Origin of the sequence: Chlorogloeopsis sp. ULAP02 (assembly GCF_038404745.2) — a bacterium.
GTDB lineage: Bacteria > Cyanobacteriota > Cyanobacteriia > Cyanobacteriales > Nostocaceae > Chlorogloeopsis.
This window is the reverse complement of sequence record NZ_JAYKTT020000001.1, coordinates 427,379-453,950: the sequence shown is the minus strand read 5'-3', so window position 1 is coordinate 453,950 and position 26,572 is coordinate 427,379. Positions and strand designations below refer to the sequence as shown.

At 40.4% G+C, this 26,572-nt stretch carries 17 protein-coding genes; 5 read left to right on the top strand and 12 right to left on the bottom strand.

Annotated features, from left to right (window positions below; genetic code table 11):
• Window positions 1-137 precede the first annotated feature (137 nt).
• The 5 genes from U2718_RS01855 to U2718_RS01835 form a co-directional block, all read right to left on the bottom strand.
• Window positions 138-1,568: an O-antigen ligase family protein gene (locus tag U2718_RS01855; RefSeq protein ID WP_341999702.1), complete on the bottom strand. Its 1,431-nt coding sequence runs from the start codon at window positions 1,566-1,568 to the stop codon at window positions 138-140.
• 3 nt (window positions 1,569-1,571) lie between these two features.
• Window positions 1,572-3,758: a polysaccharide biosynthesis tyrosine autokinase gene (locus U2718_RS01850; protein ID WP_341999700.1), complete on the bottom strand. Its 2,187-nt coding sequence runs from the start codon at window positions 3,756-3,758 to the stop codon at window positions 1,572-1,574.
• Window positions 3,759-3,808: 50 nt separating this feature from the next.
• Window positions 3,809-4,966: a glycosyltransferase family 4 protein gene (locus U2718_RS01845; protein WP_341999698.1), complete on the bottom strand. Its 1,158-nt coding sequence runs from the start codon at window positions 4,964-4,966 to the stop codon at window positions 3,809-3,811.
• Between the two features lie 131 nt (window positions 4,967-5,097).
• A complete protein-coding gene (locus tag U2718_RS01840; protein WP_341999697.1) occupies window positions 5,098-6,342 on the bottom strand; it encodes a glycosyltransferase family 4 protein in 1,245 nt (414 codons plus the stop codon).
• Window positions 6,343-7,542: 1,200 nt separating this feature from the next.
• Window positions 7,543-9,090, bottom strand: coding sequence for a hypothetical protein (locus tag U2718_RS01835; RefSeq protein WP_341999695.1), 1,548 nt, complete (start codon window positions 9,088-9,090; stop codon window positions 7,543-7,545).
• A 307-nt stretch (window positions 9,091-9,397) separates the two neighbouring features.
• On the opposite strand from U2718_RS01835, the gene U2718_RS01830 reads away from it, so the two are divergent.
• Window positions 9,398-11,032: a glycosyltransferase family 39 protein gene (locus U2718_RS01830; protein ID WP_341999693.1), complete on the top strand. Its 1,635-nt coding sequence runs from the start codon at window positions 9,398-9,400 to the stop codon at window positions 11,030-11,032.
• Between the two features lie 248 nt (window positions 11,033-11,280).
• Here U2718_RS01830 and U2718_RS01825 read toward each other — a convergent pair whose 3' ends face one another.
• Window positions 11,281-11,664, bottom strand: a complete 384-nt coding sequence (locus tag U2718_RS01825) for a hypothetical protein (RefSeq protein ID WP_341999691.1) — start codon at window positions 11,662-11,664, stop codon at window positions 11,281-11,283.
• 621 nt (window positions 11,665-12,285) lie between these two features.
• Here U2718_RS01825 and U2718_RS01820 point away from each other — a divergent pair.
• Window positions 12,286-14,187 carry a chloride channel protein gene (locus U2718_RS01820; RefSeq protein ID WP_341999689.1) on the top strand — a complete coding sequence of 634 codons (1,902 nt, stop codon included), beginning with the start codon at window positions 12,286-12,288 and terminating at the stop codon, window positions 14,185-14,187.
• 199 nt (window positions 14,188-14,386) lie between these two features.
• On the opposite strand, the gene U2718_RS01815 is transcribed toward U2718_RS01820, so the two are convergent.
• Complete coding sequence (locus tag U2718_RS01815; RefSeq protein WP_289789923.1) at window positions 14,387-14,800, bottom strand: AbrB family transcriptional regulator; 414 nt, start codon at window positions 14,798-14,800, stop codon at window positions 14,387-14,389.
• Between the two features lie 499 nt (window positions 14,801-15,299).
• Here U2718_RS01815 and U2718_RS01810 point away from each other — a divergent pair, with 499 nt between their 5' ends.
• From U2718_RS01810 to pyrR, 3 genes are all read left to right on the top strand, one after another.
• The gene (locus tag U2718_RS01810; protein WP_341999688.1) at window positions 15,300-15,743 is read left to right on the top strand and encodes an Rrf2 family transcriptional regulator; all 444 of its coding nucleotides are present in this window, start codon (window positions 15,300-15,302) and stop codon (window positions 15,741-15,743) included.
• Between the two features lie 57 nt (window positions 15,744-15,800).
• Window positions 15,801-16,763, top strand: a complete 963-nt coding sequence (gene cbiB, locus U2718_RS01805) for an adenosylcobinamide-phosphate synthase CbiB (protein ID WP_341999686.1) — start codon at window positions 15,801-15,803, stop codon at window positions 16,761-16,763.
• 121 nt (window positions 16,764-16,884) lie between these two features.
• On the top strand, window positions 16,885-17,427 hold the full coding sequence (pyrR, locus tag U2718_RS01800; RefSeq protein WP_341999842.1) for a bifunctional pyr operon transcriptional regulator/uracil phosphoribosyltransferase PyrR: 543 nt from the start codon (window positions 16,885-16,887) through the stop codon (window positions 17,425-17,427).
• Window positions 17,428-17,469: 42 nt separating this feature from the next.
• Here the strand turns inward: pyrR and U2718_RS01795 are convergent, their stop codons facing one another.
• The 5 genes from U2718_RS01795 to U2718_RS01775 all read right to left on the bottom strand — a co-directional run bounded on the left by U2718_RS01795 (window position 17,470) and on the right by U2718_RS01775 (window position 25,998).
• Window positions 17,470-17,856 (bottom strand): nuclear transport factor 2 family protein, encoded by a 387-nt coding sequence (locus U2718_RS01795; RefSeq protein ID WP_341999685.1) that lies wholly within the window; start codon window positions 17,854-17,856, stop codon window positions 17,470-17,472.
• A gap of 161 nt (window positions 17,857-18,017) precedes the next feature.
• Window positions 18,018-19,910, bottom strand: coding sequence for a response regulator (locus tag U2718_RS01790; RefSeq protein ID WP_341999683.1), 1,893 nt, complete (start codon window positions 19,908-19,910; stop codon window positions 18,018-18,020).
• A gap of 16 nt (window positions 19,911-19,926) precedes the next feature.
• A complete protein-coding gene (locus U2718_RS01785; RefSeq protein ID WP_341999681.1) occupies window positions 19,927-20,373 on the bottom strand; it encodes a response regulator in 447 nt (148 codons plus the stop codon).
• A 228-nt stretch (window positions 20,374-20,601) separates the two neighbouring features.
• Window positions 20,602-23,037, bottom strand: a complete 2,436-nt coding sequence (locus tag U2718_RS01780; protein WP_341999678.1) for a PAS domain-containing protein — start codon at window positions 23,035-23,037, stop codon at window positions 20,602-20,604.
• A 147-nt stretch (window positions 23,038-23,184) separates the two neighbouring features.
• A complete protein-coding gene (locus U2718_RS01775; RefSeq protein ID WP_341999676.1) occupies window positions 23,185-25,998 on the bottom strand; it encodes a PAS domain S-box protein in 2,814 nt (937 codons plus the stop codon).
• Window positions 25,999-26,572: the final 574 nt, after the last annotated feature.

Sequence of the window (26,572 nt, the reverse complement as noted above, 5' to 3'; positions counted from 1 at the left end):
CCATTAATCTAACTCTGAGCTAGCATTCAATCATTTTGTTTTCAAAAGATTCAATTTCATACGATATGAGAGTAATTACTCGCAGATTTTTAATGCTTGAGTAAAACCAGTGATTTTGTCAGCAAGTAACATACGTACTATCTCCTTAAAAGTTTACTAGCAGATACTGAGTTATCCAAAGTCTGAGTTTCATTCCAATTCCAACCAGCTACCGCAAAGATAGACCACCAGTAGAAAAAGGTAGGGGTTTGGCTCCAGATATTTTCAGTAACCATTGCTACTGGTATAGAGAGAAAAATAGCTAACAGAATGAAACACAGGTTGCGCTTTGCACTTCCACGAGGTGCTGAGTAGATTAACTGGACAAGACGCACACCCTGGGCAACAAGAAAGATTGCAAAACTCACCAAACCCACAATTCCCCCTTCTATCAATGCTCTCAGGTAATCATTGTGAGGATAAGCTCCATTGCCAGCCACTGGAATGCTCAACCCCAAACCGTAACCAAAAATTGGGTAGTGCTGCCAGCGGTTAAGTATTAAATTCCATTGAGAAAGTCTCCAGTTGAAGCTATTCATATCTCCTTGCGACAGCAGAATTGCCCGTGATATATCCATGTCTGGATTGAGTAGTGGCGTATTAGTGATCGAGCTAATGCGATGTTGTCCATACTCTGAACTGGCAAACAGTCCTATTACTAAGGCAATCAATAGCGCCCCACCAATGAGGGTGACTGGGTTTAATCTAGGTGCAATCAAAACAAGCACAAAAACAGAAAGCATTACTAAGCCAAATAGAGATTTAGTGCCTGCATAGCAGAGTACCAGCAAGCCTAATAAGAAAAGCCAGGATAAGCGTTGCCTAGACTGATTTAGTTTCCAACACGTTAAACCAATAAACAGCAATAAAAAGCTGATAAAGCCATTGGGGTGACCAATAGTGCCTTTGATTCGACCATCATCAGCTCCTAAGAAGGGAGGTAGGAGCGAAGGTAGAAACATCTGCATCAATGCTACTGTAATTGGTATAAATAAAGCCAGGAACAAGCTAGAAATAACTTTTTCGGGAGGGAGTCTATCTTTAAGTTGCATTACCAGTAAGTAAGCCATAGCCCAAGAAAATAGACGTACCCACTCGCGGATAGCTTCTGGCAAAAACGAAGCATCTAATCCCAAACCTCCTACAGGTAAGAGTATTACCCATAAGCCTTGTAACATCACCCAGCCCACAAAGAACCACCAAAAGCCATCAGTGTGTACACTTTTGCCTATTAGTAACCTTACCGTTACATATAGCAAAGTTAATAAAATGAAGCCTATACCAAATGCAGCGGGTATCTGTTGAGCCGAGAAAACATCAAGAGAACCGCGCAGAATCAACAAACCCAGCACAGCTTGCTCAAATCTGGCAAAGAAGAAGATAAGTATCGGCACCGCAGTTAGAACCAATACCAGTAATAGCGGTTTAGCACCTGCAATAAATCCTGCAACTATACCAATTCCCACACCTGCCAACCCAACCAAGAGTGCCAGACGAGAGGAATGACTTGAGGTTTGATCGGACAGCATACTTTATCTAAACCTTGAATTGTGTGGAGAATTTCTATCAGCGCCTCCCAGATTGGCTAAACGTCTGAAAGGACTGGGCGATCGCGGTTGGTAACCATTCACGGGATAGCGGTAATATCGTTCGGTTTGATCTGTGATTCCATTCACAACTACTCCCATAATTGGTATTTGGTTGTGTGTTAATTCTGATACTGCTCTTTGCAAAACCTCCTTAATTGTAAAACCAGGACGTGTCACTAGCAGAACTCCGTTACTTTGCCGACTCAATGTATGGGCATCAGCGCAAGCACTAAGAGGAGGAGTATCTAAAATCACGCAGTCGTATTGTTGAGCTGCTTCTGCTAGTAAAGACTTCATCGCATTTGACTCGAGCAACTGCAAGGGGCGTCCGTGCAATTCACCGCAAGTCAACACAGATAAATTCTCAATCCGAGTTGGCTGCACCGTTTGCTGTAAGGATCTCTCTCCATAAATTAAATCTGTAATTCCTGGCTGGGGAGCTAAGTTAAACAGTGTGTGTTGCACAGGGCGGCGCAAATCTGCATCAATCAGTAATGTACGCCGAGACAACATTGCACAAACAGCAGCTAGGTGTGAAGCAACTACAGATTTACCTTCTCCCGATATGGTGCTGCTAACAACAATCTGTCGTAACGGCTCAGTACTGCGAAACTCTAAGTTTTTGAAGAGCATCCGGTAAGGCTCAATCAAGGCACTATTATCCAAGAATCGTTCAGATGGTTCAAGGACAAGAGTTTGACCAGGCAAACGCGGCAACACTCCTAGCAATGGCAGATTCAGCAGTTCTTCTGCTTCGGAAGCATCCTTTAACGTATTATCCATTAGCTCCAATAGCAGGACAACTCCTGTGGCTAAAGCAGCCCCGAATACAGCAGCGATCGCCAATACAGCTTTCCTATGGGGTGAAGTAGGTTGCAGTGGAATTTGAGCGGCTTCGATAATTTGAATATTTCCTACTAGCTGGGCTTCTGCAATCCGTGCTTCTTCCAGTTTGCTTTGCAGTAATTTCAAAGATGCTGCACTTTCTTCCCGTTGCCGGATTAGTGGCGTCAGCTTTTGCTGTGTAATTGGTAGTTCTGCCAAGCGAGTTTGCAGACTGGCGCGATTTGCTTGCACAACTTTGAGCTTATTTTCAACTGCCAGGCGCTCAACATCATTTATAAGTAATTGGGAGGTAAGATCTTGACTGATTTGATCGCTGGCGACAGTGGTTGCAGGGATGGCTTGATTTTGAGGTGAGACGCGCGCTAGTTCTTTTTGATATAGAGCACGCAATCCGTCTCTTTGTTGTACGAGTTTAATGACAGTGGGGTGGTTGTCTGTAAAGTACAAGCCAGTCTCAATTACTTTTGTCTCCAACTCTGCCAACTTAGCGCGCAACATCTTGAGTTCTTCGTTTTGTCCGCCACGTACAGATGCATAGGCTTGATTGAGGGCTTTGGCGTCGGTGACTTGTCGCAGCGAAGCTTCTTTTGAGCGCAATTCTTGGAGTTGAGCGCTCAGAGTACCTTCTTGTTCTTCCAAAGTGGCAAGGCTATTTACTAAACTCTTAGTTTGCTCATCAAAGGAAACAATACCACTGTCTTGTCTATATTTATTTTCAATGAGTTCAGCTTTCTCCAACCGTTGTCTGGCTTCTGGTACCTGTTGTTGTAAAAACTTCCGCACGTTGGCAGCTTCTTGGCGAATGATTTGCGTATTATCCTCAACCATTGCCTGAGAAACAGCATTGACTAGCTTGGTAGCAAGTGCAGGATCTTTGTCTTGATAGCTCACCTCTAAAATATTGGTAGCTGGAACAATTTTCACTTTCAAGCCTTGACGAACTGTCTCAGGTGTAAGTGGAGTTGAAAGCGAATTACTGTTTAACTGAGGAACAACTCTGGCGATCGCTCTACGCAGAACACGTTGAGACTTAATTAATTCTGCTTGATCAGCTAACGGGCTAGGGCCACCTGGTATATTCGTTGGCATCTGGGTAAGATCGCGTCCTAAGTCAGAAACGCTCACCCTTTTGTCGTCAAGCATGAGCCGCGCTGAAGTTTGGTAGCGATAGGGAGCTACGTGGAGATAGGCGATCGCTCCACCAATTACAGCAGTGAACGTAGCTAAGGCTGGAAAAGCACGCCGCTTAAATATCAAGAGTAAAGATGAAAAGCCTTTTTCCATTGTGTATACCCTAAGTTGATTCACCCGACAAAGTTGATGTGACAGACAATTTAGGTTAGTTGTGGGATGTCTACTAGCTCAGGGGAGTTCAAAAGATTTGTATATAGTTTCAAGGTTTCAGAAGTAATCCGATCCCAGCTGTAGTTAAGTTGCACGTATTTTTGTGCATTCTTAGCCATTGCCGTCATTTCTGTGGGATGATGAATTGCCCAATCTAGAGAACGAATACAAGAGTTAAGGTTTCCAGTTTCAAAAAGCATTCCTCGTTCTCTACCAATTAATTGCTCATGGGGTGGAATGTCGCTTGCTGCGACTGGTATGCCCTCTTGCATTGCCTCTAACATTGCCAGAGGTAATCCTTCTAAATCTGAAGGAAGTACAAACAACCCGGCACCTCGAACTATCTCCCAAAGACGAACACCTCTGAGTTCGCCAGCAAAGACAATATTGCGATCATTGGCTATCTTTTCTAAGAGCTTGGTGGTGAAAGATTTTGTATCACTAACACCTCCAGCTAGAACTAGTTTCCACCCCTTTGGTTTCAAAGAACTAAAGGCTTCGACAAGTAAGTCGGGACGTTTTTCTGGCACCAATCTACCCAAGAACAGCAGATAGCGTCCTTGCTCCAAGCCGAGCTGAGTTCCGTAGGTAAAATTTGGATCTGATTTCCCGTAGCTAGCTGGAGCATTGGGAATGTAAACTGTATCCCTACCATAGGTTTGTAGAAAGTAGAACTTGAGCGCATCCGAGACAACAATGATGCTATGAGCAAAACGTACTGCTGCCTTCTCTCCAGTGTGAATTAAGCGAGTAGAAAAACTGCCCCACTTGGCACGTTGCCAATCTAAACCCTGACAAGTAACTACTACCTTGGCAGGAGTAGTAAATTTAGCCAAACCAGTAAATAGAGATGGGCCCAGAGCGTGGAAATGAATGATATCGTATTTATTGCCAGCAGATGCGATCGCACCAACAGCCGACGAAATCAAGGCGTCTGCACCTCTAAGTTGCAAACTGGGTAAAGAGATGACTCGCACCCCTTGGAAGTCACACTGGTTAAGCCAGGAACTCTCGGTATAGGAAGAGCGGGCGAATAAATCCACAGTGTGACCTTGTGCTACCATACGCGGATACAATTCTGCACAGTAATGTTCGATGCCACCTTGTTTAGGAGGCAATCCTTTTGCACCAATTACAGCTATCTTCATGTCAGTTACACTTGTGCTAAATGTAGAAACTATTGGAACTGAAACACCTACATCGCTTTTGATCGTTTGTTATTTGGGCTATCTTTTGTCACAGTCTTTCTAGGGGCAGGCAGAATTACTGATTCGCATCTTTATACAAAAGCTAATTGGTTTTGCTGTTCCCAGCGTTGCCACATTTGGCTATAAACTTCATTGACAACAGTACTTGCAGCATAGGGTTGCGCAGCCCGTATGCAAAATTCAGTTGGATAATTCTCTGGATGCAGCAATACTTTGCGTAAACTGTCTGCTATGCACTTTGGTGTGTGTTGTTCACAAACAACTCCAGTGTTAGTGGTAAGAAGTTTTGGCGTTTCACCACATCTAGTCGTGACTACTGGTGTTCCACTAGCAAGTGCTTCAAGTGCCACTAAGGGTAAACCTTCGTATGCACTGCTGAGAACAAAGACATGACTAATGCGATGCAACTGTGCTATTTCTGTTTGGGCAACTGCTCCAAGCATAGTTGCTTGATTGGATAATCCTAAGCGATGGATTTCTGCACGTAATTCTGTTGCTAGCTCCCCATCACCTGCTAATAGTAGATGAGCATTGGCAATATTCAATGCTGCAAATGCACGTACCAATAAAATGGGATCTTTCTGCGGGTGCAGTCTTCCTGCGAACAGCACAAAACGTGTATCCTTTGCCAAACCCAACCGAGATGCTAGTTCCCATCTAGAAGCTTCTCTTTCCTCTCTACTCAACGGGTAGAAAATCTTATCGTCAAATGAATTTTTGATGTAAGCTACACGTTCTGCTATTTTTGGATAGTGTTGTTGGTATAGTTCTATCGCTTCAGTATTGCATGAGAGAATTTGATTGAATTGTCCAAGTAAAAATTTTTCTAAGGCAAAATAGGCAGTGGGAAATCTTCTCCACAGTATTGCCTTCTTATCACCTCCAGCCTGCATTTGTGTCCGAATATCATTGTGAACAAACAGAGTTTTCTCCCCACGCCACTTCAAAGCTGCTAATGTTGGTTCTAGCCTATGAAAATGCATGAAATCTGAAGCAAAGCAACGCCCTAAAAGAGCTGTTGTATATTTCAAGGTAGTAGGTACGAAATGTCTAACATTATCGTTTTCTAATGCAAATAAAGGCAAAAAATTTATTACTCGTCCCGCCAATTCTGCTTCTTGCCATTTACCTATTACCTGGTTGCGATCGCCACCAGTGGGAGTGAGGGGGGCAAAGCTGGATGTTGTTCCTACAAGCCGTACCTCAAAATTACTAGGAGCGTACTTAATAAAATTTTTGATTAGTGTTTGGATACCTCCAATAGTAGTGTTCCAAGGATTGAATTGGTAAAAAATTGTCAGAACAGGTTTACGCATGATATGCACCTGACACAATAACTGTGCAATTATGATGTTGTTTTTATTCCAAAAAAAATTTAATTAATCTTTGCTTACTATATATTTTTGGTTTTGTAGTATTTATACTTAGGAATCTCAATACTCGGTGGGAAGCCCTCAGAAGACGTATGCAGCTAACAGTTATTTGTAAAACTGGCTTATGACTTGTGATTTAATTCCTTGTAAGCGAACTTAAACTTCTATTCCCCACAGGTGCAAACATTTGGACTCCTATATCCTGCTTATGAAATTTTTATTATGTTTCTATCAATCTAAAGAGATTAAGGATTTACTGAATTCCTCCTATAGTAGTATTCAGTATGTGATGTTGATATTCATAGCTACTGTTCAAAATTATTAAAATTACCCAGAAATAGCTACAAAAGTAGATAGCTCTAGTACCGACACTAAGCAAGCTTTCTACTTTAGAAAGATATACAAACAGAATTTTTATTATTTTTACATTGAAAACTTAATCACATCTTCACAAATCCTAGTCTCTAGAAAATTAAATTTCACTTACTTCTGGTCAAACTTTACTAAAACTTTATATTTTTACGTATAAGCTCTCTATTTTATGGCTTGTGGTATCGTAAATAACTAACAACGACGAATTTATAGTAATAATTAATACTTTGCTATTTGATACTTTATGAAAATTTCATGAAGCTGACAATGTAAAGCTATTAACAGTAGCTGCAATTTTATATACAAATAAGATGCAAATAAGATATGTAGATAATCAAAGATAAACAGACTCAAGCCTACATTAAGTCCTTTTTTTTCTCAAAATAGCCTATAAATATTCTTTTTGGTCATTTTCTGACTTAGAGTAAATAGTAAAAGTATTTAAGAGAAATTAGTGTATATAAATTGAATTTTGCAATATAAATAAGTATCTAGCCCCAAAATCATAATAATATAGATAAGTCGGCTGGTTGAACCAAGAATCCCCCTAATGACCGCGAAGCGGAGTCGGGGGAGTGTCAAAAATGGAAATAGTATTTTTAGTTGCAAAACTCTCAAGAAATACAAAGTATAGGATGCAGCGCACACCACCGCGCTGGCTTACCATACTCTGTGGTAAGGGCGACTCTCCCTTCAAGTAGCCTAGAGGAGTCTACGCCCTACGATTGAGAGAGCCAGAGTGCTCTAGTTTTCTTTACCAGAGCTACTGCTTTAATTTTCCTCATGATTAACCAAATTACGGCTATTAGAAGCAGGGCGTGTACCTGCATTACGTACATTCACGACTTTACTAAGTAAATCGAACCAAAAGGGCGCGCCCATAGCAATAGCAATACCACTAATTATCCAACCAGGAATTAAAGTTATGATTTTAATAATTGGGAATGCTTGTTTTAAATCACGTTTCCAGTGAAGTTGCTGATTTAAATTTACATCAGTCCAACCAATAGGCAGAGCAATATCCGTTAAAACTCGATCAGCATCACTTTTCAATGCATCTAAATTAATACTTTGATTGTTATTTATTACAACTATTTCTCCAGCACTATTGGTAATCGTATCTCGCAAAGCAGAGTCTTTTGATAGTCTATTTACCATATGAAATGCATCTGCATTAGCAGCAGTAGCAATAGTCAGGCCAATTAAAATTGCAACTCCCTTGGCATTGCGTTTGTAGACACCAGAAGCTCGCTCCATAGAGCTATTAAATGTATTTTCAATTTCTATACGTAATGCATTTATTCCCTCTTCTGTTGTTTTTACTCTTACTTGAGCACGTTTTGCCAAAACCTCAAGATTATCTATCACTGCTGGTGGTAAAGTTTGAATAACTTGTTGGATTCCTTTAAATGTTTCGCTATCTTTATCTTTAATTGATGCTTCAATCTCTTGATAAATATCACTACCTCTTCTGACTGTTTCTACAACTTCATTAATATTAGGTCGTAATCCTCCTAAAGATATTGCTTGCTCAATATCATTAAAAATATCTTTTCGTAAAAACTTTAGTCTTCGTAAGGTTTTGGCACATAACTCATGATCGGGCATCTGCATCTCAAAAGTCTCTAAATATCTGTCGAAGCTTTCTGCCATACAATTTAAACTTGTATTCAAACTAGCTTTTTTTTGCTTAAAATTCTGAATATATTTGTCACATTCTTCCTGAAGGTCTGCAAATCCATGACAAATATTATTAAAAAAATATGTCAAATCTTCATCAGTATTTGTTTGCTCTTGCAAGACCAAAATAATATTTTTGATTTCGGATAACCTTTCATTTTTAAACCTTTCTAACCTTGATTCAGTAAGTTTTTCTACTAAAAAATGTATTTGTAATGTTTCAACGAGAGTAATAGCAAAAATATCGGCAGGAATATAAGAGGGGCCACTATGTTTGTCTTTGCCAAAAATACTTTCACTCTGACTCATCCCTGGTCTAGGTTTTCTTAAAGAACGATACGTAGAAGCAATTGCCCAAGTAATCTTGCGAGGTAGGGTTGCCAATAATCCTTTTGCTTCTTGATTAATATTTTTAATTAAAGGATTAGCATAAATTTGGTTAGCTAGTTGGATAACTTTAGCTTCCTCTGCATTTTTTACATCCCCAGCTAAAAGGATTTCAATTGATTTTTTTAAGTGTTCGGCACGCCATTGAAAAACAGTAGCAATAAGTTCCTGAATTTCTGAAGCTAATAAGCTTAAAATTAAATAGATAAAAATTAAACCAATAGCTACATCTAAAGTAAAAGGTAAGTTCATTACTTATCTCAACAATCGTCTACAAAGTAAGTTGTGATAGATAATATTCATATCAGTTTATTCAATTAAAGGTTGTTAAATAAATTTAAAATATATTTCGATAAATATGTCAAAAAATATTATGATTAATTAGCAAAAACTGAAGAAATGTGCAAATTAAAACGGCATTAGAAAATTTGTCAACAAAACTAGAATAAAGATAGACTTAAACTAGCACAGGGCAATGGTTTTACATTCATAGCAACAATGGAGGCTCGTAGGCGTCTGTTTGTAATCGAACCAGCAAGCAAAATAATTATCCTAAACTATGCAAGAAGGAAGCTTTACTTGGGGCAGTCTCGAAAAAAATTATCGGGCGCTTGAGAAATGGATTGATTGGACATGGATAATAGTACTGCTTGTAGCAGCAGTATTAATTTTTACCATAAATCTCGGTCAATTGCCACTACGAGATTGGGATGAAGGTACTGTAGCACAGGTTGCCCGCGAAATTTGGCGTGCTCCATTGGGTTCCATGCGTTGGCTTTACCCGACATTGGGAGGAGAGCCTTATCATAATAAGCCGCCGTTGCTTCACTTGCTGATTGCTTGGGCTTACTCTATTTGGGGTGTACATGAGTGGACAACACGCTTGCCTGGAGCAATATTAACAGCCATTTCTGTGCCTTTAGTGTATTCCACTGGTCGTGAAATTTTTCGCCGACGTTTTTGTGCAGTTTATAGCGCATTAGTTTACCTAACGATGCTGCCAGTAGTTCGTCATGGACGTTTGGCAATGCTAGATGGGGCTGTGGTATGTTTTTTTATACTGATGATGTTGTGTTTGTTGCGATCGCGTCGTGACTTACGCTATTGCCTGGGTGTAGGTATTAGTTTTGGGTTGATTTGTCTGACTAAAGGTATACTAGGGATATTATTGGGTGCCATAGCAGTTGCATTTTTGGTTTGGGATACACCGCGACTGCTGACTAGTGGCTATATGTGGATCGGAACGCTGATTGGCATTATTCCTGTAGCTTTTTGGTATGGTTTTCAATGGTGGGAATACGGTCAAACTTTTACCAATGTCGGGATGCTCAATCAATCACTTAGCCGCATTTGGGCATCTGTAGAAGAAAATTCGGGGCCTCCTTGGTACTATGTATTAGAAATTTTGAAATATACATGGCCCTGGTTGCTATTTTTGCCCTCAAGCTGGCGGTTATGCTGGGAAAATCGCAATCTCGGCTGGGCAAAACTCGTACTGGTGTGGATGGGAGTATATTTAGTTGCTATTTCTTTAATGGGAACTAAACTTCCTTGGTATGTGTTCCCAATTTATCCAAGTCTGGCTTTAGCAATCGGAGCTAAGTTAGGAGAAATTGAAAATACGTCTTTACTATCATCCTATCCGCGTACATGGGTAGTAGGTTTAGGAATTTTGGCGGTGGTGGCAACTGGTGGTAGCATCTATTACGGTTGGGGAGGCTCGCCAACTCCAGATTTACAACTCGTTTTTGCTAGTGTTGCGATCACAATGGCTTTAGCGGCTATTTTGACAGAGCGAGGTGACAAGCAGTTTTTGAAGGTTTTATTGTGGGGGAGTTATATTTCACTGTTGTTGTTGATGAAATCTAACTACTGGGTTTGGGAATTAGGAGAACGCTATCCAGTCAAACCTGTTGCTGCTATGATTCAACAGCAAGTTCCTTCAGGCACAAAAATTTACACCTCTAATCCTGAACAGCGTCCATCACTAAATTTTTATAGCGATCGCACAATTGTTTCTGCTTCTATTCCAGAACTAGAAGAATATTGGCAATACAACCAAAAATTCTACTTCTTACTAGATGAAGCTGCTTTTAATACTCTCCAACTTGACTGTGTGAGGTTAATCGACCAAGCTGAGGGATGGAAACTTGTTACTAAGGATACAAGTAGATTGGAAATGATTAGTAGGTAATAGCCGTTGCTGAATTGCGTACATTAAAACCCATGAAAAATAATTTCTCCCCCAACCTCCGTAACTTTCCCTGTTCGCCAAGCTTTTTCAAGTCACGTAGTAGTTTGTTATGAGGAGTTAATTTTTACTCTTTAACTACTACCCACTAACCGCTATCCCCTAATTATAAATAACTAGTCACTTTGTATATTTTTTGATATACTGACACTGAAAACTGTGGAAGAGGATATAGATCCCAGGAGATGCACTCACTGGGATTTTTTTCCTGCTTCTGTGATTTCTTCTATTGCTGGTGGCAGTGAATCATTGCTTGTGCTTTGCTGGTTTATGGCAATCATACCAAAGACAACGGCGCTACTCACAATCAGAGCTACTATGGGGTGTTTGGGGATGACAAAATCTCGTATAATTCTAGCTAAGGGGCGGCTTTGACGACGCAGTGCTGATGAAATCGCTATTTGTTTAAAATTAAAGGGATCGCGAACGTAATGACCACTCTTGCAAACTACTAATCTTTCCTGACAATAAGGACAGGTAAACAACCCTATGTATGTTTGAACAGATTTGGTTGTAGAATGCTTTTGGCAAATCGGGCAAGTTACATAGTGGTGGTCAAAAGTGTGTGTATTCATCTACTTTGTTTACTTAGTACACTTACTTGCTCTATAAAAAGCTATATTTTTTCTGTTTAACCCACGTGTAGATTTCCCAGCGTGGCTAAAAATTAGCCAGGAATTACACACTTGAGATGATGTTATTATTCTAATATTAGTATAAACAGACTCATGATTCTAAATCAGTATTTGTAGTGTGTGCTAATCCTGTTATAGAGCATTGACCATCAATTCTCTCATTTAAGCATTACCACTACACAAAATTTGAACATTAGAAAATTTTTAACTAAAACTTTTTTAGAAGAATACAAAACACAAAATTCAGCATCAGTGAAGCCATTATGACTGCACACTGATCACGGTATGAGGTTTGGCGCAATAGTCAGTCGATTCACCAAAACTTTATAATCAATCATCTTTAAGCATCCAGACAATCAAGAATCTTCTAGATTCTGGCTATTGGTTTGCGGCTTATTTTCTCCAACTTCTAAAAGGATATTATGATTTTTTTTAGTGAATTATATATATAGTAGAAATACTACATATCAAAGTTTTTGCTTGTCTGCTGGCTAAATGATGCCTCACAATAAAAACTAAGGCATAAAATTTAAATTTTTTATTAGATTTACTCCTCATTCAATGACTCTCCTGCCTCCCACAGAACTCAGGAAGGTAAGTGAACAGGCTGCCTTTCCTTCTCCCGTCGTTTTAACCTATTTATTTAACCGTTTTCAGCCATCTCAAGAAACAGTTGTACTACTTCTAGCTGTACTCATCGGTGGAGGCAGCGGTATGGGTGTAGTTACATTTCACTATTTAATCGAGCTGATTCACCGCTTAATGCTAGAAAATTTGATGGGTGCGATCGGCAGTTGGGGTGCTTGGACTTTAGCCTGCATTCCCATCTTGGGAGGATTAATAGTTGGTTTGATGCGCTGGCGATCGCAAGATTTTGGCCCTGGACTTTCATCTTTGATTGCAGCATCCCAGAAAGGAGAAATCAAACGACAATTGCGCCCAGTCACAAAGATGATTGCAGCAGCAGTTTCTCTCGGTAGCGGTTCTTCTTTAGGGCCAGAAGGGCCTAGTGTAGAAATTGGTGCTAGCTTTGGAATGTTGCTGTCTGTAGTTTTACAAGTATCGCGAGAACGCCAACGTTTGCTGTTGGGTGCTGGTGCTGCTGCTGGCTTGGCTGCTGGATTTAATGCCCCGATCGCAGGTGTGTTTTTTGCTTTAGAGGTAGTATTGGGAGCGACATCTTTTGCTACTTCGGCAGTGAGTGTGGTGCTCTTGGCAGCAGTGGTGGCGGCATTAATTGCTCAAATTGGTTTGGGAGCGCAACCTGCTTTTACTTTACCTGTTTACCAAGTCCGCAGTCCTTTAGAATTGCCACTTTATCTTGGTTTGGGGTTGTGGGCAAGTCTAGTGTCTTTGACTTATACCCAATCAATTCGACTCCTCAAAGCTACCTTTGCCGGGAAGGTACCGGGTTTTGCTTGGTTTGGAAAAATACCGAAGCCGATTCATCCGATCATTGGCGGTGCGATCGTTGGTGCTGTGGCTTTGTACTTGCCACAAATTTTAGGGATTGGTTATGAAACAGTAGAGGCAATGCTTCAGGATGTGGAGTTTTCGCTGCAACTTTTGGTGGTGCTTTTATTTACAAAACTGGCAATGACAGCCATTAGTGCTGGTAGCGGTTTTGTTGGTGGTTTGTTTGCACCAGCGATGTTTTTAGGTGCTTCTTTGGGTTCTGCTTATGCGAAAATTTTAGCTACCTTAGCACCGATGATTAGCGATTTTATGGCTGCTCCCCCAGCCTATGCAATGGTGGGAATGGCAGCAGTACTGGCTGCAAGTGTCAGAGCACCATTAACGGCAATTTTATTGCTATTTGAATTAACACGAGACTACCGCATTGTTTTACCATTAATGGCAGCGGTGGGTTTAAGTGTATGGCTAGTCGAGCGATTCAAACCCACTTCTAACTCTAATTCCAATCTTCAACAAATAGGTCTTTCGGAATTGAAAGATGAGCAAGCAGAAATTGTTCAACAAATCATGGTTGAAGAAGCTATGCATCCTTGCCCACAAAAGCTCTTAGCAACAATGCAAGTTATAGAAGCTGCTTTGGAAATGATCCGTGATCGGACTCGCAGTGCTTTAGTTATGAATGAAGCAGGGCAACTAGTTGGGATTGTGTCTTTAGAAGATATTAATCGCGTCCTTTCTGCTTGGCAAAATTACCCAGATTCAAATGGCGAAATTAAACGCAATTTATCCAATCAAATTCTTAAAGACATTTGTACTACTGATATTGTTTATGCTTGGCGAGATGAACCTTTATCGGAAGCTTTAGATCGCATGGCTGTGCGAGGTTTACATCAGTTACCAGTGATAGCACGAGATAATCCAGAACAAATTTTAGGTTTACTGGAACGGGAAGAAATTGCTTTGACATCCAAAGTGGCAGCGATGCGCAGAACTCTTTGTCATTATCTACCAGTGACAACAAAAACAGATGTTTTCATCAGTCAATAGTTATTAATTAGTAGAGACGCGAGGAACATCGCGTCTGTACAGTAGTCATCAGTTTAGGTAAGGACACGAGTAATATCGTGTCCTTTTTTTAGTCCTTTGACAAAGGAGAAATAACATAGACTTCATAAGCTAAAGTCCCTCCCTCAGCCCTGGGTTAGGACTGCCGAACCAATGACAAATGACAAATGACAACCGACTTTTAAGCTACTGTTTCTAGAGCTTCGGCATCTTCTCTATCTTCTGTGTCTATCTGTCTCAGACGAATGTGCTTTTTGCCCAAAGTGATGATAAACTCATCTCCAGGTTTGAGATTCATCTGTTTTGTATAAGCGGAACCTATTAACAAGTTACCGTTAGACTGGACACTAATTCTATAGCTAGCGCTGCGTCCTCCCCGACCATTTGCACTGGGAGCACTATCTAACTGAATACCTTCGGCATCAATTAGAGCATTCAAGAACTTCATCATATTGACACGCTCTATACCATTTTTGGTAACGGTATAGTAGCCGCACTGTTTAGCTTTTTCTTCCTTACTCAGGTTTTCTAGCTCTTTGACTTTTTTGAGCAGATCTTCACCAGTTAAGGGTTCAATTTTTTTCGCTTTAGCCATCAACTTAGATCAAAAATGAACGAACGATTTACAAAGTTTAGTCGATTTTATTTTAGCTGACCTTGAGGAAATAAGAAAACAATTCTTTAATTTTTTTATTTCAGCTACTGCCAAGTATATTACACAAACAGCAGAAAAATTTTGTACTCTTTACCAATTTTCCCTTAATAAACTAATCTTCAAAGAATTTTACCCATGCTGATAACTATCTGTAGTTTGTGAAGAACTGCTACACTGTATTTGTTTAAGTTTCCTAAAGCGTAGAAGGTTGTCTATAGCAATCTCATTTGATTTATAAACTAATCGTGGTGGCAGGGAACAGGGAACAGGGAACAGCTCAGATTTGTTTGTAACTCATTTAGGACTGCTATATTAGCATTGACTTAATAATTGGCATACAGAATGATAAGTAAAACTGATCCTTAGTCATTAGTCATCAGTCATTGGTCATTAGTTGCTAAGGGCAAATGACAAAGGATAAACAAAAAAGCTAACTAAAATGAAATTAACTACCAGAGGACACTACAGTGTAAAAGCTTTATTAGATTTGAGCTTGCAGCCAGAGTATGGCCCTGTTTCGGTGAGAGCGATCGCCTCGCGACAAGATATTCCTGCTCCTTACCTAGAAAAACTACTAATAGAAATGCGTCGTGCAGGATTGGTAAAATCAATTCGTGGCAGCATCGGCGGATACAAACTAGCACGAGAACCAGCACAAATTTCTTTGGGGGAAATTCTAGAAGCAGTTGGCGAAACTATTGAACCTCTACCTCATCATCAAGCTTCACGAGGACAAGCAGAAGATTGGGTAACATTTACTCTTTGGCAGAGGTTGCACCAAAAGTTGAAAGAAGCACTATACAGTATTACTTTGGCAGACCTTTATTACGATGCTCGAAGTTGGCAAGCTTCCCTTGGGGAAGAAGCTAGTTTTATTGTTTAGTATTAGTCATTAATCATTGGTTATTGGTCATTAGTCATTTGCTTGTATAAATGTTAGATGACATATATTGTTCTAATCCTTGCTGCTGGTTTAGATTACTTAATTGGCGATCCATGGGGATGGCCTCATCCTGTAAGAGTGATGGGGTGGATAATTTCTCGCTTTAGCAAATTAGCTCTGAGCTATTGTCAAAATTCTCTAACACAACGTTTAGCTGGAATTGTGTTAGGCATCGTCTTAATAATAGGTAGTGGCATTGCTGGCTACTCAATAATTCAAATTACCAGATGGCTGCATCCATTCTTAGGTATAGCAATAGAAAGTATTCTTTTAGCCAGCTGTTTTGCTCTAAAAAGTTTAAGGGTAGCAGCCCAAACAGTTTTGCAACCTTTAACATTAGGTAAAATTCAAGATGCTCGCTCGACTTTAAGTAATTATGTTGGTAGAGATACAAAAAATCTGACAGAATCAGAAATATTGCGAGCTATTTTAGAAACAGTTACAGAAAATGCGATTGATGGAGTGATGGCTCCTCTTTTTTATGCAATTATTGGTGCATTTTTGCCAGTTGTGGGTTCAGTACCTTTAGCCTTGGCATATAAAGCCAGCAGCACCCTGGATTCAATGGTGGGTTATCGTCAAGCACCCTATACTTATTTGGGTTGGTTTAGTGCGCGCTTGGAAGATGGCTTGACTTGGCTTCCCTGTCGGCTAGCAGTGATAACTTTAGCGCTGCTATCGGGTAAACCTTTGCACGTAATCAGAATTTGTCGCCGTGATGCACCTCAAGATCCTAGCCCTAATTCTGGTTGGAGTGAGTGTGTTTACGCTGCAATTTTGGATGTACAAGTAGGAGGTACAAATTGGTATGGCGGCGTAGCCAAGCAAAAACCATTATTGGGAGATAATATTCATGCGATCGCGCCAATTTTTATAAATAAAGCTTTACAACTAACTAGATATTGTTTTTTGCTGTGGTTAGGGGTGAGCGCTCTATTGCTAATCTTTTTAAAAAGGTAATTATGGAGATAGGGGACAGGGGACAGGGAACAGTGAAAGAAAAAGGTAACTGAGAACTGACAACTGATCGCTGATACCCAATACTCAGTTAAGTTAATCAGGGATATATCGGTATATGACTATTTCTACCAACGCTAAAGTGGTTGAGATTCTCTCTTCTGAAGAACTCCGTCGTACAGTCAATCGGCTGGCTTCGCAAATTGTAGAAAGGACACGTGATTTATCACAATTGGTATTAATCGGTATATATACCAGGGGAGTGCCATTGGCACAATTGTTAGCACGTCAAATTGAGTCATTAGAAGGTGTATCTGTGGCAGTAGGAGCGTTGGATATTACATTCTATCGAGACGATCTCGATCAAATTGGCTTGCGTACCCCTGCTAAAACCGATATCCCTTTTGATTTAACTGACAAAACTGTTGTGCTTGTCGATGACGTTATATATAAAGGACGAACTGTTCGCGCTGCATTAAATGCTGTAAATGAATATGGTAGACCAGAAGTAATTCGGTTAGCGGTATTAGTAGATAGGGGACATCGGGAATTACCTATTCATCCAGATTTTATTGGCAAGCAACTACCCACTGCCAAAGAAGAGATTATCAAGGTTTACTTCCAAGATACGGATGGACGAGATGCGGTAGAGTTGATTGGGGATTAGCGTATATTTGGGGCAGGCAAGATGCCCACCCGACAAGAAAATTTACCGCACAATCGGGCTAGCGTGATGATGGACTAAATACCACTTGCCACCGAGCAGCTCGAATATATTTGTAGCTAGCGATCGCGCTTCCATTTTTCTGCCATTAATAACTTGCATGACGTTTTCGAGCAACACTATATAAGCAACATTTTCGCGTACTTCTGTAGCAATTATGTCCCTATTAATTTCTATGTATGGGGTATTTTTAAATATCTTTTCCCAGGAGGTACGAATTTCTTTCCAACCCCTGAGTATATTCCAACCAGGGTGAACGCAAAGACTAGCAGTACCTTGAGACCATACTACACTCATAGCTTCAATATCTTTTTTTTCAAATGCTCGGTAAAAAGCATCGTTAACGGTTAAAACTTCAGATATATTAGTCATTGGTCATTTGTCATTTGTCATCGGTCATTTATTATTTCCCCTTGTTCCCTGTTCCCTCTCCTTCTGCCCTCTGCCACGCCACTTGCTACAATGGAGCGGAGCCGGAGACGCTCCGCCTCCTCTTAACCTCCAAGGGCGCAGTGGCTCCTCTGCCTCCTGCCTTATTTTCCATTTTTTACTGCGCCGATTGTTTGCAATAATTGCTTGGCGGTGTAGGGTTTAGATAAAAAGGCTTTGACACCAATATCGGTTGCTGCATTAACTTTATCAGCAGAGGCAAGTCCGCTGACAGCAATTACTTTGACATTAGGATTGATTTTTTGTAAGGTACGGATTGTAGTTAACCCATCCATTGAGGGCATAAGCATATCTGTTAAGACTACAGATATCTTATCTTGATGTTCCGCGTAAAGGGCGATGGCTTCAATGCCATCACTAGCTGTAATTGCTTTATAGTTATAGGTTTCTAGGGAAGTTTTGGTAATGTCGCGAATTGAATCCTCATCGTCAACCACCAAAATCAACTCGCCGTTTCCAGAAGGTAATTCTGCCTCTTGTTCTTCTTTTGTTTCTGTTGTTTGTTGTGCTGGCAGAAACACTTTAAATTCGCTGCCTTTACCTAGTTCGCTGTAGACACTGATAAAACCACCGTGACTTTTGATAATTCCCAACACCGTAGAAAGACCGAGTCCGGTGCCTTTGCCTAGCTCTTTAGTAGTAAAAAATGGTTCAAAAATGCGATCCAATATTTCTGGTGCAATGCCAACTCCCGTATCGGTAACAGCGATCACCACATATGCACCTTTTCTTGCATCTATATGCATTTTGGCATAATTTGCATCAACTAAAAAATTTTCGGCTGTTACTTTCAACTTGCCACCATTAGGCATGGCATCACGGGCATTAACACACAAATTCATTAGTACCTGATGCAGTTGGGTTGGATCACCAAAAACTGTCCAAAGGTTTGGCGATATTTGGGTGGAAACTTCGATCGATTTGGGAAATGTTTCTTTAATGATTTGTTGAATTTCTCTAATCAAGTGCTTTAATTGCAATAAAGTGCGATCGCCTTCCATGCCACGAGTGAAAGAAAGCACCTGTTTGACTAAGTTTGCTCCCCTTTTTGCATTGTTAATTAATATGGGTAAAAGCCGCTGGCTACGCTCATCGTTTAGTTGCGATTCTAAGAGCTGCGCTGTCATCAGAATGGGAGCAAGGACGTTGTTGAGATCGTGAGCGATGCCGCTTGCTAGTGTACCGATACTCTCTAGTCGCTGGGCGCGCAAGAATTGTGCTTCCAGTTGTTTTTTTTGCGTAATGTCGGTATTTACAATTAATATAGATTGTGTTTTGCGCTCAAATTCTTTAACTAGAGTCCAACGACTTTCGACAGTAACTTCTTTTCTAGATTTTGTTATTTGTTGTAGTTCACCCTCCCAAGAGCCATTTTTCATCATTGTGGAGAGTGCTTCTTGCAATTGCGATAAATTTTTTTCTTGCCAAATTTCTGATACTTTTTTACCGATCGCTTCTTCTTTTTTCCAACTATAAAGGCGTTCGGCAGCCTTATTCCAATATAAAATTGTATTATCTAAATCTTGAACAAAAATCGCGTCAGTTGCAACATCCAACAAAGCTGCTTGTTCGCGGATTTTATGTTCTGTTTGTTTGCGTTCTAAAGCATAGCGGATAGAACGTTCTAGCAAAGGGGCAGTCAACTGACTTTTTTCTAAATAATCTGCTGCTCCTGCTTTCATTGCCTCAACGTCTATTTCTCTGTCTCCTTTACCTGTGAGTAAAATCAGGGGAGTACTACAGCCATTCGCAACAGCTTCGCGCAATAATTCCAACCCATTACCTTCACCTAAGCGGTAATCAACAAGATAGACATCATGTTGTCGAGAAGCAATTTTATTTCTTGCAGCTTGATAGCTACCCACCCATTCTAACTCGCACTCCACTACTTGGAATTCTCTAAACCAATCGCGAGTTAAAATATAGTCATCTTCATCATCATCAATTAGAAGAACTCGGATGGGGCTGTTTGTCATATCTGCCTCCCACCGCTCATAGCGGCAGTTCTACGATTTCAAACCAGTACTTTCCTATAGTTTTCATTACCTCAACTAAAGCTGCAAACGTGACGGGTTTAATAATAAACGAGTTTGCTCCCAAATCATAGGTACGATAAATATCTTCCTCTGCTTTTGAGGTTGTGAGTACCACAACAGGGATTTGCCTTAGTTCCGGATCATCTTTAATTTCTCTAAGTGCTTCACGACCATCTTTTTTAGGCATATTTAAATCTAGCAAAATTAAAGCAGGACGGGGTGATATATGGGAATTAGCATATTGACCGCGTCGATGCAAATAATCCATTAACTCTTCTCCATCTCTGACGGTGTGTAAGTCATTTGCTAGACGACTTTCGGTCAAAGCTTCGCGAGCTAACATACAGTCATCCTCATCATCATCGGCCATCAAAATAGTGACAGTTATTTGCCGACCTTTCACTCTGAATTTTCTCCTTTTTACTATTCATATAATTAATTTATTCTTAAATTGCAACAAATCCCTGATTATAGTTGTAGATAATTAACCGATCCTATTGTTACCATAAATTATAGAAGTGGAAGAAAGTAATTTTTTCGGGTGGGCAGTGCCTAACTTTCCCTACAGGCTTGTTTGTAATTTGTGAAGACTGCTTTCCTGACGCTGAACAACAACAGTGCAAGCTCTGATTTAAAAAGAAGGATTCATCGGCAAGGTAACAATAAATTTTGCTCCTTGCCCACGTATGCTCTCGGCTGTAATACTACCCTGGTGACGTTCAACGATTTTGCGACAGATGGCTAAACCGATGCCAGTGCCTTCATATTCACTACGTCCGTGCAGCCGTTGAAAAACATTAAAGATGCGATCTAGATACTTTTCGTCAAAACCGATACCATTGTCCTCGACAATAATTTGGCACTGTTCTGTGCCGATCGCGATTGGATCTAAAGGAGTGGGTAAAATCTGACTGTAAATTTTGACAACTGGTGGTTCTTCGGGGCTATGAAACTTCAAGGCATTGATAATCAGATTTTGTAACAGTTGCCGCATTTGCAAGGGATCGGCTTTGAGGATAGGTAATTCACCTACTTCCACCTTGGCTTGTTCTTGCTGGATAGTTATTTCTAAATCAGACAATACTTCTTGAGTAATTTGGAAGAGATTTACCGGGACAAAAGGCTGTGCTCTGGTGGTGACTCGCGAAAGAGTCAGCAAATCTTCAATTAAAGTTTGCATCCGCCGAGTAGCGTTCTGCATACGTTCGAGGTAGTCAAGCGCCTGAGCAGATAAGGAATCGCTAGCAATTAATTTGAGGCGATCGCCAAATGTTTTAATTTTACGGAGTGGTTCTTGCAAATCGTGGGAGGCGACAAAGGCAAACTCTTGGAGTTCGTCGTTGGAGCGAGCAAGTTCTTGTCGCTGGCGAGTTTCTTGTTCTAAAAGTTTGGCTTGGGCTAGGGCAATGCCAATTTGATTTGCTAATTGTAACAACAGTTCAGTTTCCGATTCGTTCCAGTCGCGAGGGTGGGCGCACTGATGGGCAATTAATAGCCCCCACAGTTTGGTGTGTTGGAGAATTGGCACAACCAGGTTAGCCTTAACAGCTATTTTTTCTAGAAATTCTGCATAGCAAGGCTCAACTTTATCTTCTTGGGTATTGTTGATCGTACCAACTCTGCCCTTGCGATATTTTTCAATATATCCTTCGTTAAAACAAGGATCGATGATGTTTTGTCCTAGAGTCACAGGAAAACCGGGAACAACTTCTTCTTTCACTACAGTTCCTGAACCATCAGATAGCATTTTAAATATTAATACTCGGTCAGCCTGCAATAGCTTTTGCACCTCTGTCACACTGGTTTGGAGAATTTCATCAATTTGCAAAGACTGACGAATTTTGAGAGTGACATCAGCAAATAAGCGCGATCGCATATTTTGGCGTTCTAATTCTTCTTGGGTACGCTTGCGATCGCTAATATCCATCATTGCCCCAATCATCCGCACTGGTTTGCCCATACTATCCCGAACCGCATAAGCGCGATCAAAGATATAGGTATAGGAACCATCAGCACGACGAAAACGGTATTCATTTGACCAAAAATGTTGCCCACTTTGAATTAGATTACGAATGTCAGCAAGAATTCTGGCTCTATCTTCTGGGTGTATGCGTTCGTGCCACCAAGCCGGATCGGGGCTAACTTGCTGTGGTAAGTAACCATACAGTGTATGTACATTATTATTCCACCAAAGTTGATGTGTGACTAAATTCCAGTCCCAAACAACATCGTTAGTAGCACGGGCAAGGATTTGGAAACGCTCTTCACTCTGATGTAAATTTTCTTCTGAGTGCTTGCGCTTGGTAATATCCATGTCTACGCCTAACATCTGCACTGCTTTGCCAGAAGTATCACGAAAGACGACTCCCTTATTCACCAGCCAGCGAATGCTATTGTCAGGCAAAACAACACGAAACTCTAGTTCACATTCTGCTCCGGTTTGAATTGCTTTGTGGAGTGAGTTGTGAACGCGATCGCGATCTTCAAGATGAACGTAGCTAAGGAAAGTTTCATAACTGTTTTCAGTTGTGGCTGCTTCTAAACCAAACAAAGTTTTCAAATTTTCTGAAAAACTAACTTTATTAGTGAGGATATCCCATTTCCAAGTACCCATCTGGGCAGCTTCTAATGCCATGCGTAGTTGCATTTCTTGCATTTGCGCCTGTTCGGTTTGCTCTCGCAAGGTTTGCATCACTTGACTTGCTGCCAACAGACGACGCACTCGCTGACGTAATATTGGCCAGTGAATCGGTTTGGTAATAAAATCTGTTGCACCTGCTGCAAAAGCCCGTTCTACCGATGCTTCATCATAAAGAGCTGTAATCATCAAAACAGGAGTGCGATCGCCTCCAGGAAGTCTTTGTAGTTGCTGACAACAAGCAAACCCATCCATGCCCGGCATGATCGCATCTAATAGTACTAAATCTGGTTGCAGTTGGGCATAGGTAGTTAGTGCTGCCTGTGCGTTACTTGCTTGTACTACTCTATACTCTGCTGCTTCCAATAATTCGCGCAGTTGCGTCTGCATCAAATGATCGTCATCAACGATCAAAATTAGATTAGTCATGTGTTATTTAGTCATTAGTCATTAGTTACTCAGTAGCCTTGACTGAAATACGTATAACAGAATAGATAACAAAACTTTCCTTCTGTCTACCTACCCTGCAAGAAGGGTTACTCTGCGAGAAGACGCTAGCTAACACAACGCCACTAATTAACTAATAACTGAATGCAATGTTTTTAATAATTCCTGTGCTGTGTAAGGCTTTGATAAAAAGACAGGACGTTTACTGTTGTTGAGTTGTGGTATTTGTTCACTGGTTGCCAAACCGCTGACAGCAACAATCGGTAGCAGTGGATTCATTTTTTGTAATGTATTGATAGTGGTTGTTCCATCCATGTTTGGCATCATCATATCTATAATTGCTCCACTAATTTTGTCTTTATATTGAGCGTAGAGCGCTACTGCCTCAATCCCGTCACTGGCAACAAGTGCTTTATAATTATGTTCTTGCAAAGAAGTTGCCGTAATTTCCCTTACCGCAGATTCATCATCTACAACCAAAATATATTGTCCGTTTCCGGTTGGTACTTCCAAGTCTTCTGGTAGTTGGATTGTATCTGTTTGAATTGCTGGCAAATACACTTTAAATTTTGTACCTTTACCAGGGCAACTAGACACAGTGACAAAACCACCATGTCCTTTAATAATACCCATTACTGTTGAGAGTCCTAGTCCGGTACCTTTCCCAAGCTCTTTTGTTGTAAAGAATGGCTCAAAAATTCTATCCAGTAATTCGCTAGGTATGCCTATTCCTGTATCTGCAACACTCAAAACGATATAGTAGCCAACCTCGGCATCTAAATGGACTCTGGTATAATTTTCGTCAATGAAAATATTTTGAGCAGAAATTTTCAAAGTACCGCCACTAGGCATAGCATCACGAGCATTGAGACACAAATTAATCAATACCTGATGCAATTGGGTAGTGTCACCACAAACATTCCATAACTCAGGTTTAATTTCTGTTTCGAGGGTAATTGATTTGGGAAATGTTTGTTCGACTATTTGCTGTATTTCTAAAATCAGGTGTTTAACCTGCAACACGGTGCGATCGCCTTCGATGCCGCGTGCAAAAGCCAGTACTTGCTTAACTAAATTTGCACCACGTTTGACATTGGTTTCTATGATCGATAAAATTTGGCGATCGCGTTGTTCGCGACAGCTAGTTTGTAAAAGTTGTACTGACATCAAAATTGGTGACAGCACATTGTTGAGATCGTGAGCGATACCACTGGCAAGGGTACCAATACTCTCCATGCGCTGATTGCGTAAAAATTGCTTTTCTAGTAGTTTCTTTTGCGTAATATCTGTATCAACCACAAGAATTGATTTTGGTTGTAGATTTTCATCGCATACTAATGTCCAGCAACTTTCAACAATAATTTCTTTGCCAAATTTTGTAGTTTTAAGCAACTCACCTTGCCAAGAGCCGTGTTCTAAAACGGTTTGATGAATTTCTTGTAGTGGTGAGGGTTCGTGATCTGAAAGTTCATTGGCATACTTGCCTATTGCTTCTTGGGCGCACCAGCCGTAAAGGTTCTCAGCGCTTTTGTTCCACAATAAAATTTTGTTGGATAAATCTCTGACAATAATTGCATCTGTGGTGACATCCAGTAATGCGGCTTGCTCACGTACTTGCTGTTCTGCTTGTTTGCGGGCAGTAATATCTTCAAAGATATACAAACGGCCAAAATACTGATCGCTAGCATCTCGAACTTGAGTGGAGAAACGCCGGATCACACGCCCGTTAGTAAACAAAATCTCATCTTCTACAACTGAACGATTCTCTTCGCTTTGCAAAGGTTTGCATGACTCGGCAAAGACAGGAATATCCAAAACCAACTCCAGACAATCGGGAATAATATCCTGATTTTTCAATTTGCCGGATACCATCTGCTCTTTTAGGTGTTGGATGCCCCAAATTTCGCAGAAGCGATCATTGAAATACAAGATATTATCTGTACGGTTGTCTACAACATAAAAAGCTAGTGGCGAAACGCTAGTCATGGAACGTAAGAGCGCTTCTTGCCAGCGTAAATTATCTTCGGCTTGCTTGCGTTCGGTAATATCTTCTACTACATAGGCAAATTGCTTAACACATTTGCTACACGCGCCGATCGATGAAACTGTTGTTCTCAGCCATTTCTTTCCTTGGTGAGTATCGTGAGGATATTCAAAGCTAACAGGTAATTTAGTGCGTTCTGCCTCACGATAGTATTCAATCCACTCCCACACCTGCTGTTGTGGCATCCCGATTTCGCTTTCTAGGCGATTTCGCATTGCTTCTGGTGTTTGACCAAAAAATTTTGCACTTGTAACATTATCAGAAATATGCAGGATGTCATTGTCTTGGAGTTCTACAACTCCCATCATCATCGGTGTACTGTCAAAAAAACTGCGCAGAGTACATTCGCTTTGCTGGAGTGCTGTTTGTGCCTGTTGGTACTCTGTTTTGATTTCAATTAGTTCACCAAGATTACGCCGCAGTTCTAATTGTCTAATTACCAAACGGCTAATAGCCTTTAGTGCTTCTACTTGCTCTGGGGTAATTTCTCGTGGAATACGATCTGCTACACACAGTGCTCCGATCGCTACTCCCTCCGGAGATATTAATGGTATTCCAGTGTAAAATCTTACATATGGGTCAGACGTGACTACAGGATTTGTGGCGAAGCGTTCATCAGCTAAGGTATCGGGAATAATCAAAACATCACCCAAATGCATACAAATGGGGGCAAAGCCCATATTAATCGGCATTTCCTGTACATTAATGCCCACTTTGGCTTTGAACCACTGACGATTGACATCAATGAGGTTAATCAAAGCGATCGGTGTTTGGCAAATCTGGGCAGCTAAAAATGCTAAATCATCAAATGCCTGTTCTGGTAACGTGTCTAGAATTTGATATTGACGAAGAACCTTTATCCTCTTCACTTCATGATGATTTTGTACTAAAGTTTTCATAGGCTATTCTCGTTACTGATGAATTACCGCTGTTGTGCTTGTAACTCACGATGATCTAAATCCTGGGAGTCGGGCAATTAATGGGGTAAGAAAAAGATAACAGTGATTAATTTCCTTACGACTGCCATATACATTGACCCTTTTGTTAACTAAATCAAGAATTTTACTTCTTAATTAACTAAGCGTTGACTGCACTTTTCATCTCACCACAGTTCAGTTAAACTCAAAAAATCAAATTTCATGTAGCCAAAGATGTTAGGTTGGTAAAGTTATAATCTTGTGTGCTTTGCTCTCATGAATAATCTACTTAGCGATTTAAGCTAAAAAGGTTACTAGTATGCTCCTTTACTAGGCGTTTACTACACTTGATTAACTGAGTCAATTTACTTAAATAATTATTTCAAAAAATAATTTAGATAACTTTGTCACTTACTTATAGTAATATGCCTGAAGGAAGATGACAAAGTAACTGTCTAACTCAAGTACATTTACGCAAAAAAACTTATCTAGCGTAATTATTAGTAACTTGTTTTTAAGCTCTTAATTAGCAAAATATAAATATAAAGCTTTCCTA